The sequence below is a fragment of the Streptomyces sp. HUAS ZL42 genome (assembly GCF_040782645.1).
In the GTDB taxonomy this organism is placed as follows: Bacteria; Actinomycetota; Actinomycetes; order Streptomycetales; family Streptomycetaceae; genus Streptomyces.
On the sequence record NZ_CP160403.1, the window covers coordinates 207,243 to 224,364 of the forward strand.

Here is a 17,122-nt window from a genome sequence, read left to right on the forward strand (position 1 = left end):
CCGGGAACAGGTCGGCGACAAGGCATCTCCCCTCGAGAACGGTGCTCGTTTGTGGCTCGTGGCGCGGTTCTTACCATCACCCCATCCTCGGTAGGTCATCCCTTTCCGACCGTCTCCGGCTCAGTCCCACATATCCCGCACTGCGGGCGTCAGTTGGTGCTCTTGGCGAAGAGCGATCGTTCGAGCGCGGATCGGATGGAGCTGGAAGCGAGATCACTGGCCGGGGTCAGAGTCAGAGCAGCTGTCATGAGCAAGATCACGCGTACGCCTTCACCGGTGGCGCTGTCCACTCCGGGCAGTAACGGGATGACCATGGCGAAGACCACGAGGACGAGGCTGGAGCCAGTCCGCCGTACCAGCCTTGCGAGCCGGGAAACCGACGGTTCGGCGGCGCTGTGCTGCATGAGCGTCGTCAAGTCTTCTGCGGCGAGAGCGATGACCCCTGCACGCAGTGAAGAGGTGATGGCGTCGTACTCTTCGGCCGTGTGAACCTGAGTGACCGCACGGTCATGACGCCGGATCAGTTCGGCCAGGGTCGCGCGGAACTGTCGCGCGTGGCGTCTGGCGGCCAGTTCCCTGACCGAGGTTCTACGCCGGATGACCGATGTTTCTTGGGCAGCCGCGATCGCGAACGCAAGGCGGCGCCGGACGATCTTGATGTTTCGTAGATCCCACCAGTGGACGCGCACCTCGAAACTCACCGCAGCGGCCGCGACGAGCTCGACGAGTAGGCCATCGAGGGGACGCGGTCCATGAGGCGCTCGGTACTTGCGGCGGAGGAACTCTTGAATTGTGAGGATCCACCGGTTCCCCACTAGACCCAGTACCGCACCGAACAGCCCTGCCGCAGCGGTGATCAGTTGCTGGCCGGTGGAGGCGGAGAGTGCGGTCACGACGGTCAGCCAGGCAGCTACAACAGCGACAATGACGAGAGCCAACGCCACTGCGGGCACGAACCAGTTCCCAACGTGCGCGCTCGCCAAGCGCCGGACGGTGCCCCGAAAGCCCAGACGATGAACCAAAGACATGACCTGACGCAGGTCGGCCCGACCGTTGACGAGGAGGCTGAGACACACCGCAGCCCAGGTCGCCAGCGGGAAGAGCCACCAAGGAGCGCGAGCCGCGGAACCGTCACTGTCCATAGCGAACAGCACGGCGACACCGCCGACCGCAGAAGAGGCCACCGCCATCCCAATTGCGGTGGCGGCAATAGCAACATAGTTGGTCACGAACTGGAGGCTGATCGGGTAGCGGTAGCGGATCCAGGCGTGCAGCACGGCCTTCCGGACACCACGGAGTTCCTCATCATCGAGATCGGGGAGAGCCGCGGTATACCGACGGGTCCGTGACGCGATCTCCCGCAGCCACACTGCTTCGCGGTGAAGAAGCTCAGCGCCGTCCATGATCCGCATGCTGCTCAGCATTCCCAACCTCCGGTCTTCTCAGGCTTGTTGAACAGACCGAGACGACGTCGTCTACGGGGACAAGGGGTTGTTGTGCAGCTCAGGAGCATGATTGGTGGTACAGGCAAGTAGGGCATGTCAGCGTTTGATACGTCCGCGGATGGCGAGGACGCCGAGGGCAAGGAGGATGGGCTCGAGAAGGCGGGAGGTCATCTCGATGTAGGTGCCGACGGTGGTGAGATTCTGCCCGCTGGAGCGGAACACCACGGAGTTGACGGCAACGCGGGTGGCCTTCTCTGTTCGCGCCCAAGACCACCGCTGCGACCATCCGCTGTGCAGGGTGGGGTCGGGGGTGCTGGTGTTGAGACTGATCTTGCTGCCGCTCAGGGTACCGGTCGTGGCGGGCTCGGGATCGCGGGCAGGCAGGCCGAAGGCCATCAGCAGCAGCACCGTCAGTGACATAGCGGCGAGCAGCCATGTGAAGGCACGGGAGGCGCGCAGGCCGTAGCCGGACAGCAGCCAGTACCCCCACAGCAGGCGGCGTTCGCCCTCCGTGGTGCCGGTGGTGTCGTAGCGGCGCATCTCGCACTCGCCGTAGTAGAAGTCGGCGGCGCCGGGCTCGTTCTTACCGTCCTCGAACGCTTTGCGTAGCTGCCGGTACAGCGCGGCAACGTCTTCCGGGCCGGGCGTGCGGGCGGGGTCGGTGTGATGCGGTCCAGGACGCCACAGCCGGGCTTCCGGCGCCGCGCCTTCGGCGGGGAGGGGCTGGTCGGCGATGTGGGCGCGCCAGTGGTGTTCCTCGGCAAGAGTACGTCGGCGGGTGAAATGCACAAGCCGGAAGCCGCGGCGCTGCCAACCGATAGGGGTGGGGGCGAACGTGGTGCGGCCCTCGAGGCGGAGCTGGTCGAGGTGGAAGGCCCCGGAGAACAGACAGTCGGCCAGGTCGATGTCGGTCAGCACCAGGTGCGCGGCATCCACGCCCTGTACAGAGACGACCCGGACCTGGTCTGGGGACCTCGGCTGCCGACCGGGGCCCGCCAGCAGGTCCTCACTCACAGGGCTGTCGCTGTAGGTGAAGTGAAAGGGGGCTGGGTGGGCGATGACCGCGACGGGGGCCGCCAGAACCGCGTGCCCGAGGTCCACCGCCGCGTACCGCACGCGAATCGTTGCAGTCGATTCCCACCGCGTTCGCTCACACACCACCTCCTGCGCCGCTATCTCTAATGTCACCGGCAGGACAAACACCGCCCCCGACAGCACCACCTGTCCCGCACACACCAGCGGCCCCAAAACCGGCGCGTCTTCAAACCGCACCCCGTCGAACGAAACGTCGTCGGAAAACTGAGCCGAGGCAAACATGGCGTGGCTGGAGAACTGCGCCCCGTCGAACGTGGCATAGCCAGAAAACTGTGCCTCGCCGAACGAGGGGATGCCGGAGAACTGCGCTTCGTAGAACGAGGCGTGGCCGGAGAACTGTACATGGGAAAACCAGGCATCGCCGAAGAACTGTGCCCCGTGGAACCGGACCTCACCCGAGAACTGCGCATCGCCGAACGTGGCCTCGCCGGCGAACTGCGTGCGGTGGAACCAGGTGGTGCCGGAGAACTGCGTACCGACGAATATGGCCTCGCCGGAGAACCGCGCATCGGTGAACTCGGCAGGGCCGGAGAACCACGCATCGGTGAACCCGGCAGGGCCGGAAAACCGTGCATCGGTGAACCCGGCGGCGCCGGAGAACTGCGCACCAGCGAACATGGCGTCGCCGAGGTGGGGTTTGCCGGTTGAGGGGTCTTTGAGGGCGTTGAGAAGGTCTTCCAGTAGTTGTTGGGTGAAGGCCGTTCCGCGGTGGTCGATGTCAGCGCCGGGGGCCAGGCTGGCGAGGTAGGTGGTGCGGTCAACTTCGGTGAGGTGGGCCAGGCATGCGGTATAGCCAGGGACGTGAATGCCCTGGCAACCGACCGGAGCGGTGGCCGTGTTCGCGCCGTGCCCACAGTGCGGCCAGGAGGGAGGTGAGGGGGTGCTCATGACACGGCAGCTCCACGGACGGGTATGTGTCGGGTGCCTACATGGACGCTCGGGGGACCGAGGCCGGTTCAGGCCCCGCGGCGGGCATGTCCATCATGCAAATGAGCAGCTCAGACGCCACAACCACCCACTGAGCTGCCCATAACGGTGGCATTGCATCGGTTTTCAGGACTTTGCTGAGAAAAGCATGATTCGGGCAGGCGGGTGTCGTTGGTCCTCCATGGTTGCTGTGATCGTGGGAGGGCTGAGAAGGATGTCGCTGGCGTCTCGGGCTGATGTGGGGGTGCCGGAGCTTACGGCTCGGGTGGTGCGGGCGGCGTTTCCCAAGGGGACGCTCGCGGTACGGATCCGTGAGGCGCTGGGCCCGCTGTTTGGGGATGCGGCGTTTGCCGGGGCGTTTCCTTCGCGGGGGCGTCCTGCGGTGTCGCCGGGGGCGTTGGCGCTGGTGTCGGTGTTGCAGCACGCGGAGGGGCTGACCGACCGGCAGGCCGCTGACCAGGTGCGGGCTCGCATGGACTGGAAGTTCCTCCTCGGCCTTGAGCTGGGTGATCCGGGGTTCGACGCCTCTGTGCTGAGCCTGTTCCGGGCCCGCCTGATCGAGCACGGGCTGGAGCAGAGGACGCTGGAGCTTGTTCCCGGCACAGCGCGAAGAGACAGGAAGCCACGGATTCCCCACCGGAAACCGTGCCGCGTAGCGGCACAACAACCGGTAGGGAAGCCCAGAATCCTCGGGCTTCAGCCCGAGGTGCAAGTCAACACCGGACGTACCCGGCGTACGTCCAGGACGAAGTGGCCGCCGCGCTCGACGACCCCGCGCAATTCGAGCGCGGACCGATCGAGCTGCGCGGTACGGCGACCGACGACATCCCCGCCTTCGTCGTCCAGGACGGCCGGTATCTGTCCGCCCGGTGGCCTGGTGACGCCTACCTCTTCGCCCGGCGCTTCACTGCCCTGCTGGAATAGCCCGCTCGCCTGGCTGGGCGGCGTCGCCGACGTTGGCTTCGGATCCTTGGCGCGGTCAGGGTGGCGACCCGGCCGGCGGAGGCATAGGTATGGGCGGTCTGCAGCGCGGGGCTGATCCGCGGGTCCCATTCCTCGCGCAGGCCTTTTGGACGAACTATGTCGATTCGGCGAGGCCGCTGCGGTGGGCGAAGACGACGAGTTGGGCTCGGTCGCGGGCGCCGACCTTGACCATGGCGCGGTTGGCGTGCGTCTTGACGGTGGCGGGGCTGAGCACAAGCTGCGCGGCGATCTCGTCGTTGGACAGGCCTGTGGCCACCAGCGTGGTGATCTGCCGCTCCCGGTCGGTGAGCGCCTCCAGACCGCGGCGGGCGGTCTCGTCCATGGGCTGCGGCATGGCGGGGGCGGCGAGGAACCGGCTGATGAGGGTTCTGGTCGCGGCGGGAGACAGCAGCGCGTCACCCCGACTGACCGTGCGGACCGCATGCAGCAGTTCCTGCGCGTCGGCGCTCTTGCCGAGGAAGCCGCTCGCCCCGGCGCGCAGCGCCTCGAAGACGTACTCGTCGATCTCGAAGGTGGTGAGGATCAGCACCTTCACTCCGGCGAGGTCCTCGTCCCCGGTGATCAGGCGGGTCGCCGCGAGTCCGTCGAGGACCGGCATCCGGATGTCCATCAGAACCAGATCCGCTCGGGCCGCCTTGGCCAGTCGCACCGCCTCACGCCCGTCCCCCGCCTCGCCGACCACCTCCAGGTCCGGTGCCGGTTCGACCAGGGCCCTGAGACCGGTGCGCACCAGGGGCTGGTCCTCGGCGATGACGATGCGAATGGTCACGGGCCGTTCTCCAGGGAGAGGTCGAGGGGCTGGTAGGGCAGGGCCGCGGCCACCAGGAAGGTGCCGTCCGCGCGTGCGCCGGCGGTGAAGCGCCCGCCGAGGGCCAGGACGCGTTCGCGCATGCCGACGATGCCGTGCCGGTCGGCCGAGGCGGGGGCGGGGGCACGGGCGAGATCTTGGCCGTCGGCCGCACGGCCGGCACCCAAGTCGTCCACGGTGATGCGCAGTTCGTCGCGGTCGTAGAACAACGTCAGACGTGCCTGCCGCCCGTCGGAGTGTTTGTAGACATTGGTCAGCGATTCCTGGATCACGCGGTACGCGGTGAGATCGGCCGCGGGGGCGAGCGGGAGTACGGTGCCTTCGACTCGGCGCTCGATGTCCAAGCCTGAGGCGCGCAGCGAGGCGAGCAGTTCCACGAGGCCGTCCAGGCCGGGCGCGGGGATCGCGGTGGGGGCGACGGCCTCTCCGGGTTGCCGTAGCAGGGTGACGGTGTCGCGTAGTTCGCCCAGGGCCCTGCGGCTGGCGGACTTCACGTGGGCGATGGCCTCGCGTGCCGACGCGGCGTCGTGGCCGAGCGCTTGCCCGGCGACATTGGACTGCACACTTATGAGGGCGAGTTGGTGTCCCACGGCGTCGTGCAGGTCGCGGGCGATGCGCAGCCGTTCCTCGGCGATCCGGCGTCGCGCGTCCTGCTCGCGCTCGCGTTCGGCGCGCTCGGCGCGCTGCTCGACCTCGGCGAGGTACGCGCGGCGGTTGCGTGAGGAGTCACCAGCCGCGATTGCGAGGCCGCCGAGCGCGATGAACGCCAGGTTCTGCGGGCCGAGCAGCGCCGGCTTGTGCACGGCGTGGACGATGGCGAGCGCGGCCACAGCGCCCCCGCCCAGGAACAGACCGGGCCGGCGTTCGACCAGGTCCGCGACGGTGTAGAGGGCGATCAACGGGGCGAGCAGGATCAGCTCTCCGCTGGTGCTGCCGCTCCAGGCGAGGAACACCTCCGCGGCCGGCGCACTGACACCGAGGGTCGCCAGCGGGCGACGGCGCCGCGCGGCCAGTGCCCCGCAGCCGAGCGCGGCGACGACGACAGCGGCGGTCGGGTTGCCCCCGACGGCGGAGCGGCCCCCGTATGCGGTCACCAGGGTGGCGGCGAACACGGCCAGAGCGATCGCCGCGTCCGCCAGATGCGCATGCCGACGGACGGTGCGACGCAGGTGGCCGATGGCATTCATGCCTTCACGATAGGCGGGCCCGCCCATGACGCCGTCGCCCCTGTGCGGCAGCAGGGGCTACCGCGCACGCGGCAGTCGGCCGCGTGACCACCGCAAGCGCGGTAGCCGTCGTTACCGTGCCCGGCCGACGACAGGCGGTGGCCTAGACGGGAGCGTGGTGAGGGTCGATTACGGCTCCCGGTGCCGGGCGCACCGGCCGAGTCGAGCAGCGCCATGGAAGAGGAGAACTCCGATGCACCCCATTTCTCCGCCGCCTCCACGTAGGAGGACGGCTGAGCACCCCAGGACGGCTCCGCACCGGAGGACACGATGAGCGGCGGCGGCATCACGGTGGACGGCCTGACCAAGCGCTACGGCGCGGTGACCGCGGTCGACCGGCTGACGTTCGAGGTCGAACCCGGCGTCGTGACCGGATTCCTCGGTCCCAACGGAGCCGGTAAGACCACCACGTTGCGCATGCTCCTCGGCCTGGTGACGCCCACTGCCGGGCGGGCCCTGATCGACGGCCGCCATTACGCCGAGCTGAGCAAGCCGAGGCGGTCCGTCGGCGCCGTGCTGGAGGCCACCGGGTTCCACCCCGGCCGACGCGGCCGCGACCACCTGCGGATCCTCGCCCGAGCGGCGGAAATCCCGTACTCGCGCGTCGAGGAGGTGCTGGAGCGGGTCGGACTGACCGACGCCGCGGACCGGCGGGTGGGCGGCTACTCGCTCGGCATGCGCCAGCGCCTCGGTCTGGCCTCCGCCCTGCTCGGCGACCCGCGCGTACTCGTCCTCGACGAACCGGCCAACGGTCTGGACCCGGCCGGCATGGCCGAGCTGCGCGACCTGCTGCGCGGCCTGGCCGCCGAGGGTCGCACCGTCCTCATGTCCAGTCACGTGCTCAGCGAGGTCGCACAGACCGTGGACCGCGTGATCATCGTCGCCGCCGGCACCCTGCGCTACGCCGGGACACTGGCCGAGCTCACCGGCGCGAGGACGGAGACACTCGAAGCCGCGTTCCTCAGGCTCACCTCGAACCCGGACACCGACCCCGCGACCGGCGCCACGACGACGCCGGCCCGCGGCTGAGCCCGCGAGGAGCGAGCGACATGAACATCCTCATCCGCACCGAGCTGCTGAAACTGCGCACCATCCGCAGCCCATGGCTGCTGCTGGCCGCATCGCCCCTGCTGGTCGCCGCGGGCAGCAGCGGCCTCGTGATCTCCGGCAACAAGCCACTCGACGCCGTCGCGCAGAGCCAGGCGCTCGCGCACGTGGGACTGGCCTCGCTGTTCTCGCTCACGTTCGGGATCCTCGCGGTCGCCGGGGAGTACCGGCACCAGACGATCACGGACACCTATCTGAGCACGCCCGCGCGCGGGCCTGTCATCGGCGCGAAGCTCCTGGTCTACGCGGTCTTCGGTGCGCTTACCGGAGCGGTCAGCGCATTCGTCGGCCTCGGTGTCTCGGCCGCCTGGTGGTCGGCCAAGGGCGTGTCCTTCGCGTGGGCGGACCCGGCGATGTGGACCACGATCGGCGGCGGAATCGCCTGGAACGCGGCGTTCGCCGCCATGGGCGTGGGCGTCGGCGCGCTCATCCGCAGCCTGGTCGGCGCCATCGCCGCCGCGCTGGCCTGGGTAGCCCTCGTCGAAGGCATCGTCGGTCAGCTGACCGGCGACCTCGCCCGCTGGCTGCCCTTCAATGCCGGCCAGGCCCTCGGCGCCGCCGCCGAGCCCATGATGTCGAATGACCTGCTGCCACGCTGGGGCGGCGGAACCGTCCTGGTGATCTACACGCTCGTCTTCGCGATCCTGGCAGTCGGCACGAGCATGCGACGCGACGTGTCGTGACCGCGTCCGATGTCCACTGGGCGTTCGGTCCGGCCAAGTTGACCTCCGCCTCCCCACCGTGAGGCACGGGGATTCTCCGTCTGTCGGTGGCTCCTGTGAGCGAGGGGCGGTTCTTCTTGCATCAGGCCGGTCGGCCTGGTCACCGCGCGGCAGCCGCCCGGACGAGGGCGGCTGCCGCCGACTCGATGTCCTCGACCGTGCTCCAGCGGCCCAGGGACAGCCGCAGTGCGCCGAGCGCGCGGTCCGCATCGAGGCCCATGGCGGTGAGCACCGGGGAGGGTGTGTGGGTGCCGCTGTGGCAGGCCGAGCCGGTCGAGGCCGCGATCTGGCCAACGGCCGCGAGGAGTTCGTGGCCGAGGACGCCGTGAACGCTGACATTCAGGGTGTTGGGCAGGCGCTGCTTGTCGGGGCCGTTGAGGTGCACGCGGCCGGACAGCCCGTTGGCGAGCCGTTGATGGAGATCGTCGCGCAGGGCCGCGATGCGGGCAGGGGCGCCGGAGGCCAGTTCGTCGGCCGCGAGTTGTGCGGCGGTGCCGAGCGCGACGGCCAGGGCGACGTTCTCCGTCCCCGCGCGCAGGCCGCGCTCCTGTCCGCCGCCGTAGACGACCGGCTCCAGCCGTACCCCGTCGCGTACGAAGAGGGCGGCGGCGCCCTTCGGCGCGTACATCTTGTGCCCCACGATCGTCAGCAGGTCCACACCCAGCTCGCCGACGTCAAGGGGGATCTTGCCCACTGCCTGGGCGGCGTCGCAGTGGAACAGCGCGCCGTGCTCGTGGGCGAGCGCGGCGAGTTCCGTGACCGGCTGGAGGGCACCGGTCTCGTTGTTCGCCGCCATCACCGACACCAGCACCGTGTCCTCGGTGAAGGCAGCGGCAAGGGCGGCCGGCTCGACGAGCCCGTCGCCGTCGACGGGCAGCACGGTCAGCCGTGCGCCGTGCAGGCGTTCAAGGGCCCGGCAGGTCTCCAGGACGGCCGGATGCTCGGTGGCCTGGGTGATCACATGCGGGTGCATGCGCCCTGAGGCCAGGACCGCACCGCGCAGGGCGAGCAGATCGGCTTCGGATCCGGAACCGGTGAACACGATCTCGCGGGTCCGGGCGCCGATCAGACCGGCGACCTGGGCGCGGGCCTCAACAAGTGCCCGGCGGGGCTCCTGGGAGAAGGAGTGGCTGCTGGAGGGGTTGCCGAAGAAGTCGGTCACATGCGGCCACATCGCCTCGGCGACGCGCGGATCGACCGGCGTGGTGGCGTTGTAGTCCAGGTAGACCGGCCCGCCTGCCAGGCCCGGGTGCGGCGTAAGGGCGCTGCCCGGGCCCCTCACGTCCGGTCCCAGGCATCGACGGGCAGCTCCGACAGCCGCCACTCCAGCATGCCGTCGTCGAGACGGACTGCCCGCCGCCCGCGGTCGGTCAGCAGCCGCACGGCGTCGTAGGCCAGCACGCAGTACTCGCCGCGGCAGTAGACGACGATCTCCATCTCCTCGGGCAGCTCGCTGATCCGGTCCGCCAGTTCCTCGACCGGGATGGAGAGCGCACCGGGGATGTGCCCGGCCCGGTATTCCTCGACCGGCCGCACATCGAGCACGACGACGTCCCCGGCGGCGATCCGCACCCGAAGCTCCTCACGGCTGAGCTCGTCGGCGGCGTCCTCGCCGAGATAGGCATCCCGGGCGGCGGGCACGGCGGCCTGGTGGGCTTCGGCGACCTTGCGCAGCAGCGCGAACAGCTGGGCGACGTCGTCACCGGCGAGACGGTAGTAGATGCGCACCCCCTCACGCCGGGTGGCGACGAACCCGGCCTGCTTGAGCGTCTGCAGATGCGCCGAGGCGGTGGTCAGGTTCAGCCCGGCCGCCTTCGCCAGCGCGTCGACGGTGCGCTCGCCCTGAGCCAGCAGATCCAGCAGTTCCAGACGCTTTCCGCTGGCCAGCGCCTTGCCGCTGGCCGCGAACGCGTCGTACAGCCGCGCCTTCGTCGCGCTCTTCGTGTGCTCCGGCATGCCATCCTCCATAAATCCATGGATTATTGTAGATGAGTCTGGTGGGTGTGACCACACGCCCCCGTTCCCGAGATCTTGGAGGACGCCGTGGGCTTTGCGGACGATCACCTCATACCGCTGGTCGACGAAGGGCTGGGCAACAGCGCCTACCTGCTCGACCTGGGCGACGGACGCGCCCTGGCCATGGACGCCAGCCGCGATCTCCGCGCCCTGCGCACCACCGCCGAGAGGCGCGGACTGCGCATCGCGTTCGCTGCGGACACGCATCTGCACGCCGACTTCCTCTCCGGCGCCGTCCAGCTCGGCCACGACACCGGCGCCACGATCCTGGCCTCCGCGGCGGGCCGCCGCGCCTTCGACCACCAGCGCCTGGCCGACGGCGACGAGGTCGACCTCGGCGGGCTGACACTGCGGGCGCTGGCCACCCCCGGACACACCGACGAGCACCTGTCCTTCCTGCTGCTCGAGGGCTCCCGGGATCTCGGGGTGTTCACCGGCGGCTCGCTGATCGTGAACTCCGCCGCCCGCACCGACCTCCTCGGCCAGGAGCGCACCGAGGAACTCGCCCGCGCCCAGTACCGCTCACTGAAACGGCTGACCGCGTTGCCGGACCAGACCGCGGTGTGGCCCACCCACGGCGCAGGATCCTTCTGCTCCGCCCCGCCCGGCACCGAGCGCACCACCACCATCGGCGCCCAGAAGCAGGCCAACCCGCTCCTTACCGCACCCGACGAGGACACCTTCGTGGCCCAGCTGATCGCGAGCCTGGGCACCTACCCCGCGTACTTCGACCGCCTCGGCGAGATCAACCGGCGCGGCCCGGCCGTGCTGACCGCGGGCCCCGTGCTCCCGGCCTTGTCCACACAGCAGGTGCGAGCCCTCATTGCCGACGGCGGCCTCGTCGTCGACGTCCGCCCGGCCGCCGACTACGCCGCCGGCCACATTCCCGGCGCCCTGTCCATCCCGCTGCGCGACCAGTTCGCCACCTGGCTCGGCTGGCTCCTGCCCGACACCTCGCCCCTGGCCGTCGTCACCGCCAAGGACCAGGACCTGAGCGAAATCGTCTGGCAGGCATACAAGATCGGCTACGAGCGTCTCGCCGGCCACCTCGCGGGCGGCATGGACGCCTGGCTCGCCGAAGGCAACTCCCGAACCACCACCGCTTTCCTCGCCGCCGACCGCGCCGCGGGACGCCCCTACGTCGACGTCCGGCAGGAAGCCGAGTTCGCCGCCGGGCACGTCCCCGGCGCGCTGCACATCGAGCTCGGCGCCCTCAACGAGTCCGCGGCCGACGCCCCAACCGGACCGGTCGTGGCGTGTGGGCACGGCGAGCGCGCCATGACCGCCGCCAGCCTCCTGGAGCGGGCCGGCCACACCGATGTCGCCGTCCTCGACGGCGGACCGGCCGACTACGCCGCCGCACAGGATCTGCGGCTCGTGCAGGGCGTGGAGGACACCCGCTCGTGAACGCCACCCCTCTGGCCACCACTCCGACCGACGCCTCCGGTCGCCCCGTACGGCTCGGCCTGCGAGAGAACTGGCTGCAGTTCACCCTGCTGGTGATCGTCAACGTCTGCGTCGGCGGCCTGGTCGGCCTGGAACGCACCACCGTCCCGCTGATCGGCTCCGAGACATTCGGCCTGACCAGCGACTTGGCGGTCTTCTCCTTCATCATTGCCTTCGGCCTCACCAAGGCGTTCACCAACCTCGCCGCCGGGGCGCTCACCGCACGCTTCCGCCGCAAACAGCTGCTGGTGACGGGCTGGCTGCTCGGCATCCCCGTCCCCTTCGCCCTCGCCTGGGCGCCGTCCTGGGGCTGGATCGTCGCGGCCAACGTCCTGCTCGGCCTGAACCAGGGCCTGACCTGGTCGATGACCGTCAACATGAAGATCGACCTCGTCGGCCCCTCACGCCGAGGGCTCGCCACCGGCCTGAACGAGGCCGCCGGCTACACCGCCGTCGGCGTCACCGCCCTGCTCACCGGCTACCTCGCCACTTCGTACGGCCTGCGCCCGGTTCCCGAGCTCATCGGCGTCGTCTTCGTCGTCGCGGGCCTCGCCCTGGCCCTGGTCGTACGCGACACCGCCGCCCACGTCGCCCTCGAACTCGCCCACCACACCAAGCTCCTGCCCACCGACGAGGACACCGGCCTGAAGGCCACCTTCACCCGCACCTCCTGGCACAACCGCTCCCTACGCGGCGCCAGCCAGGCCGGACTGATCAACAACCTCAACGACGGCCTCACCTGGGGCGTCTTCCCCTTGCTCTTCACCGACCACGGCCTCGGCCTGGCCGCCGTCGGCCTCATCAAGGGCCTCTACCCCATTCTGTGGGGACTTGGGCAGATCCCCACCGGCCACCTCGCCGACCGCATCGGCCGCAAACCACTCATCGTCTACGGCATGCTCGTCCAGGCCGTCGGCTTCGTCCTCGCCCTCGCCCTGCTCGAACGCCCGCTCCTCGCCGGAATCCTGTCCGCCATCGCGCTCGGCCTGGGCACCGCCATGGTCTATCCCGCCCTCATCGCATCCATCTCCGACCACGCCCACCCCGCCTGGCGGGCCAACGCCCTCGGGACGTACCGGTTCTGGCGGGACATCGGCTACGCCGCCGGCGCCCTGGTCGCCGGCATCCTCGCCGATACTCTCGGCCTGAACGCCACCGTCATCGCCGCAGCCGTCCTCACCGCGGCTTCCGGACTTTTGGCTGCTCGCTGGATCACCGAGCACCGGCTCGGCACTCGTTGAGGGGCGCAGCGGCCAGAACTGATGCCATCGCCCAGGTGGGGTCTTCGAAGCCGTAGGCCCCACCCCCCGGCAGTGGTGGACAACGGACAAGACGAAACCCTGTCCATAACTTCGGCTCACCCGCCCACCCCGGCAGCAGCACAGGGTCGGACACAGGGGTGGCGAGCATCGGTTCCGGCAGTGTCCACGTCACAGCCCATGCCTTCCACCCAGCCCGCCCGTCGGCACACCGAGTGCGCGTACGCACCCGACTACCGGCCCGACCACGGCAGGTCAGCGCACTACAACACCTCGCCGGGGGCTGTGTGCCGAGCTCCTGGCGCACGTCCAGGCAGCGCAGCCGGACACCGGGCTGCCCGGATCCCGTGTCGTACGGTCTGATGTCGCGGCCGCCCAGCGTCCGCAACGGATCTCACCGAACCCGGCGGTGCCGCCGGTAGGGCCGAAAGATCTGAACCAATACCGGGAATCAGGCCGCGAGGACCTCCTGCTCGCGTTCCGGCGTCTTGACCTTGGGCTTCTTGTTCGGCAGCGAGAGCCGGAAGACCTTGCGCCACGCGGAGAACACCTGCTTGGGCAGCGGCCCGGTGACGTACTCCAGTTCGTACTTTTCGAACAGCGCGCGCACCTTCACCGCGACCTCGGCGTACCGGTTGCTCGGCAGGTCCGGGAACAGGTGGTGCTCGATCTGGTGCGAGAGGTTGCCGGTCATGAAGTGCATGGCCCTGCTGCCGCTGATGTTCGCCGAGCCCAACATCTGGCGCAGGTACCACTGGCCGCGCGTCTCGCCGTTGATCGACCGGCGTTCGAAGACCTGTACGCCCTCGGGGAAGTGCCCGCACATGATCACCGAGTGGGACCAGATGTTGCGGACCAGGTTCGCGGTGAACGTGGCGCCGAGCGTGGTGAGGAACGACGGGCCCGACAGCAGCGGGTGGATCACGTAGTCCTTGAGCACCTGCTTGCGGATCTTGCGGCCCACGGCCTTGGCCCGCGCGCGGAACTCCGGGTTGTTGCGGCGGCGCTTATGCAGGTTCTTGCCGAGCTCCAGGTCGTACGCTGCGATGCCGTACTCGAAGAAGCAGGCGTTGATGAAGTTCCACAGCGGCTGGCCGAGGTGGAACGGGTGCCACTTCTGGTCCTCGTCGACGCGCATGATGCCGTAGCCGAGGTCGTTGTCCTTGCCGATCACGTTGGTGTACGTGTGGTGCAGTTCGTTGTGCGAGTGCTTCCACTGCTCGGACGGCGAGACGTGATCCCACTCCCAGGTGGTGGAGTGGATCTTCGGGTCTCGCATCCAGTCCCACTGGCCGTGCAGGACGTTGTGGCCGATCTCCATGTTGTCCATGATCTTCGCCACGGACAGACCGGCGGTGCCGAGCAGCCACGCGGGCGGGAAGATCGAGAACAGCAGCACGCCCCTGCTGACCAGCTCGAGCTTGCGCTGCGCCGAGATGACCTTACGGATGTAGGCGGCGTCTTTCTCGCCGCGGCTGGCGATCACCTCGTCGCGGATCGCGTCCAGCTCGCGACCAAGCTCCTCGATCTGCTCCGCGGTCAGGTGGGCGGTGGGGTCGATGGCGGTCAAGGTGCTCCTACCGTTCGATGTCGCAGGGGCCCGCCGCGGCGGACACGCAGGTCTGGATGAGGACGCCCGGCTCGGCCTCGGTGATCTCGCCGGTGCGCAGGTCGCGGACGGCGCCTGCCTTGAGCGGCGTGACGCAGCCGAAGCAGATGCCCATGCGGCACCCGGAGGGCATGAGCACGCCGGCCTCCTCGCCGATGTCCAGCAACGGCGTGGCGCCGTCCGCGTCGACGGTCTTGCCGGTGGCGCTGAACGTGACCTCGCCGCCGTCGCCGGCGACGACGATGCCGGGGCGGAAGCGTTCAGTGTGCAGGCGCTCTTGTACGCCGTGCTCGGTCCAGTGCTCTTCGGCGGCGTCGAGCAGGCCCGCGGGCCCGCAAGCCCAGGTCTCGCGCTCGGCCCAGTCGGGCACGAGTTCGTCGAGACGGGCGATGTCGAGCATGCCGTCTGTGTCGGTGTGCACCTCGGTGAGCCGCAGCTTCTTGTCCGCGACCAGGTCGTGCAGTTCGTTGCGGAAGATCACGTCTTGCGGCTGTGGCGCGCAGTGGACCATGACGACGTCATCGAACTCGGTGTCGCGCAGCATGCCCATCACAGGCGTGATGCCGCTGCCGGCCGTCAGGTAGAGCACCTTGGCGGGCTTGGCCTGCGGCAGCACGAAGTCACCGGTCGCCTGGTCGAGCTGGATCAGCGTGCCCGGTTTCGCCCTGCGGACCAGGTGGTTGCTGACCTTGCCGTCCGGGATCGCCTTCACGGTGATCGTGACGCGGCCGTCCTGGCGCTTTGCCGGTGAAGTGAGCGAGTAGGCACGCCACAGGCGCACCCCGTCGAACGTCGACCCCGATCCGCACGTACTGACCGGCCGTGTGGCCGCGCCAGCCCCGTCCCGGCCTGATCACGATGGTCGCGGCGTCACCCGTCTCGGGGTGCACGGCCTCGATGCGCCCACGCAGGTCAGCGCCCGCACGCAGCGGGCTGACCAGGTCGAGGTAGTCCGACGGCAGCAGCGGCGTCGTGACCATCTCCAGCAGTTTCCACGCCCCACTGCGGAGGGCTGCACTCGTCATGAGTCCAGCTTGCTGTGCCTGAAGGCGTAAAGTCCTGACCGCAGGATGTGAATCTGGTCGGCTGAATTGTTCGCAGGGAATAGAAACGTGAGTCATGCGATCCGGAGGGTCAGCGAGCTGGCCCTGGATGAGACGACGGTCACCGCACTTCGGGCCGCGCTGAGGACCACTGCCGACGAGGTCGTCCAGGCGATCATCGACGAGGTCCCTCCCTACGCAGGCGCCCTGTCGGGCCACATGGGCGCCACCATCCGCCGAGCCGTCCGCACCGCCCTGGGGCACTACCTGGACCTCGCGAGCGGGAACGCGACGGGTGGCGACGCCGGGGACGCGGCCTACGAGCTGGGCCGCGGCGAGGTCCGCGACGGCCGTTCGATGGACGCTCTGCTCAGCGCCTACCGCGTCGGCGCCCGCGTGGCCTGGCGATGCCTGGCAGCGGGTGCCGTCCCCGCGGGTCTGCCCGCCGCCGAGGTCGCCAAGTTCGCCGAGCTGACCTTCGCCTACATCGACGAGCTCTCCGCCGCGAGCGCCGCGGGCCACGCCGACGAACTGGCCGCCCGGGGAAGGGCCCACGAGCGCCACCTGGAACACCTGGCCCGTGATCTCCTCGCCGGCGCGAGTGCGGATGTGCTGATGGCCTCTGCGCAACGGGCCGGGTGGCAGCCTCCGGGTTCGCTGACCGCGGTCCTGCTGCCCGCCGCCCAGGCCCGGCCCGCCTACCGCGTGCTCGACCCGAGCACCCTCGTCCTCGACGATCTGCCGGACGCCACCGGCGTGCTGCTCGTCCCCGATGCCGACCGATCACATCTCTTGCGGCAGCTGACCGACCGCACCGCCGTGGTCGGCCCGGCCCGGCCATGGGCTCGTGCATCCGCCTCGTACGCACGAGCCGTACGCGCGCGCTCCCTCTCCGCTGCTATTCGCGACACCGAGGACCACCTGCCCGAGCTGGTGCTGAGCGCCGACGTGGACGCGTTCGCGGACCTGCGTGCCCGAGCCCTCGCACCGTTGCGGACCTTGCCTGTCGCGACCGCACGGCGGCTGGAGGAGACGTTGCGGGCGTGGCTGCTGCACCAGGGCAGGCGGGACGAGGTGGCGGCGGCGTTGTTCGTCCATCCCCAGACAGTCCGGTACCGGATGTCGCAGCTGCGGGAGCTGTTTCCGGATCTCGCGTCGCCACACCGGGTCCTTGAACTGACGCTGGCCGTCGGTCTTCGGGTCAGCTGACGCGTACTTCGACCGTCCACGACCGCGTCCGCGAGCGGTCCAGGAATCTGCCTCGGTCTCGGTGCCATCGGCTGGCTCATGCGGCCCAGGAAGAGCGGTATTAGCCAGCTGAGACCGGGGGTTGATGCGAAGACCAGACAGGGCCTCGGGGAAGCCCGTCGGGGGCACTGTCCTGGCACGAGCTGACCCACGGGCGCGCGGCGTGCTTCAGCTGAGTGACCGGCGG

12 protein-coding genes and 3 pseudogenes are annotated in these 17,122 nt (G+C 69.5%); 7 read left to right on the forward strand and 8 right to left on the reverse strand.

All coding sequences use genetic code 11. From position 1 onward, the window contains the following. Positions 1–149 precede the first annotated feature (149 nt). Both ABZO29_RS01120 and ABZO29_RS01125 read right to left on the reverse strand, forming a co-directional pair. On the reverse strand, positions 150–1,412 hold the full coding sequence (locus ABZO29_RS01120; RefSeq protein ID WP_367318233.1) for a hypothetical protein: 1,263 nt from the start codon (positions 1,410–1,412) through the stop codon (positions 150–152). A gap of 129 nt (positions 1,413–1,541) precedes the next feature. After that, complete coding sequence (locus ABZO29_RS01125; RefSeq protein ID WP_367318234.1) at positions 1,542–3,428, reverse strand: pentapeptide repeat-containing protein; 1,887 nt, start codon at positions 3,426–3,428, stop codon at positions 1,542–1,544. Positions 3,429–3,681: 253 nt separating this feature from the next. Between ABZO29_RS01125 and ABZO29_RS01130 the strand changes: the two are divergent. Both ABZO29_RS01130 and ABZO29_RS01135 read left to right on the forward strand, forming a co-directional pair. Continuing rightward, positions 3,682–4,062: pseudogene (locus ABZO29_RS01130) on the forward strand (transposase); the annotation flags it as partial. A 155-nt stretch (positions 4,063–4,217) separates the two neighbouring features. After that, on the forward strand, positions 4,218–4,391 hold the full coding sequence (locus ABZO29_RS01135; protein WP_367326418.1) for a hypothetical protein: 174 nt from the start codon (positions 4,218–4,220) through the stop codon (positions 4,389–4,391). Positions 4,392–4,545: 154 nt separating this feature from the next. On the opposite strand, the gene ABZO29_RS01140 is transcribed toward ABZO29_RS01135, so the two are convergent. Then, positions 4,546–5,220: a response regulator gene (locus tag ABZO29_RS01140; protein ID WP_367318235.1), complete on the reverse strand. Its 675-nt coding sequence runs from the start codon at positions 5,218–5,220 to the stop codon at positions 4,546–4,548. After that, on the reverse strand, positions 5,217–6,446 hold the full coding sequence (locus ABZO29_RS01145; RefSeq protein ID WP_367318236.1) for a sensor histidine kinase: 1,230 nt from the start codon (positions 6,444–6,446) through the stop codon (positions 5,217–5,219). The genes ABZO29_RS01140 and ABZO29_RS01145 overlap by 4 nt, the downstream gene beginning before the upstream one ends. A 309-nt stretch (positions 6,447–6,755) precedes the next feature. Here ABZO29_RS01145 and ABZO29_RS01150 point away from each other — a divergent pair. Continuing rightward, positions 6,756–7,400: pseudogene (locus ABZO29_RS01150) on the forward strand (ABC transporter ATP-binding protein); the annotation flags it as partial. A gap of 134 nt (positions 7,401–7,534) precedes the next feature. Further along, entirely contained in the window at positions 7,535–8,275 is a 741-nt protein-coding gene (locus tag ABZO29_RS01155; RefSeq protein WP_367318237.1) for a hypothetical protein, read from the forward strand. Positions 8,276–8,414: 139 nt separating this feature from the next. On the opposite strand, the gene ABZO29_RS01160 is transcribed toward ABZO29_RS01155, so the two are convergent. Together ABZO29_RS01160 and ABZO29_RS01165 are read right to left on the reverse strand one after the other, a co-directional pair. Beyond that, a complete protein-coding gene (locus tag ABZO29_RS01160) occupies positions 8,415–9,596 on the reverse strand; it encodes a cysteine desulfurase family protein (protein WP_367318238.1) in 1,182 nt (393 codons plus the stop codon). After that, a complete protein-coding gene (locus ABZO29_RS01165; RefSeq protein ID WP_367318239.1) occupies positions 9,593–10,270 on the reverse strand; it encodes an ArsR/SmtB family transcription factor in 678 nt (225 codons plus the stop codon). Before ABZO29_RS01165 ends, ABZO29_RS01160 begins: the two co-directional genes overlap by 4 nt. Before the next feature lie 87 nt (positions 10,271–10,357). Between ABZO29_RS01165 and ABZO29_RS01170 the strand changes: the two genes are divergently transcribed. Both ABZO29_RS01170 and ABZO29_RS01175 read left to right on the forward strand, forming a co-directional pair. After that, positions 10,358–11,737, forward strand: a complete 1,380-nt coding sequence (locus ABZO29_RS01170; protein WP_367318240.1) for a rhodanese-like domain-containing protein — start codon at positions 10,358–10,360, stop codon at positions 11,735–11,737. Continuing rightward, on the forward strand, positions 11,734–13,017 hold the full coding sequence (locus ABZO29_RS01175; protein ID WP_367318241.1) for an MFS transporter: 1,284 nt from the start codon (positions 11,734–11,736) through the stop codon (positions 13,015–13,017). The genes ABZO29_RS01170 and ABZO29_RS01175 overlap by 4 nt, the downstream gene beginning before the upstream one ends. Before the next feature lie 469 nt (positions 13,018–13,486). On the opposite strand, the gene ABZO29_RS01180 is transcribed toward ABZO29_RS01175, so the two are convergent. Then, positions 13,487–14,605, reverse strand: coding sequence for a fatty acid desaturase (locus tag ABZO29_RS01180; RefSeq protein WP_367318242.1), 1,119 nt, complete (start codon positions 14,603–14,605; stop codon positions 13,487–13,489). 7 nt (positions 14,606–14,612) lie between these two features. Next, a pseudogene (locus ABZO29_RS01185) lies at positions 14,613–15,624 on the reverse strand (ferredoxin reductase). A 132-nt stretch (positions 15,625–15,756) separates the two neighbouring features. On the opposite strand from ABZO29_RS01185, the gene ABZO29_RS01190 reads away from it, so the two are divergent. Beyond that, positions 15,757–16,896 carry a helix-turn-helix domain-containing protein gene (locus ABZO29_RS01190; protein WP_367318243.1) on the forward strand — a complete coding sequence of 380 codons (1,140 nt, stop codon included), beginning with the start codon at positions 15,757–15,759 and terminating at the stop codon, positions 16,894–16,896. Positions 16,897–17,122: the final 226 nt, after the last annotated feature.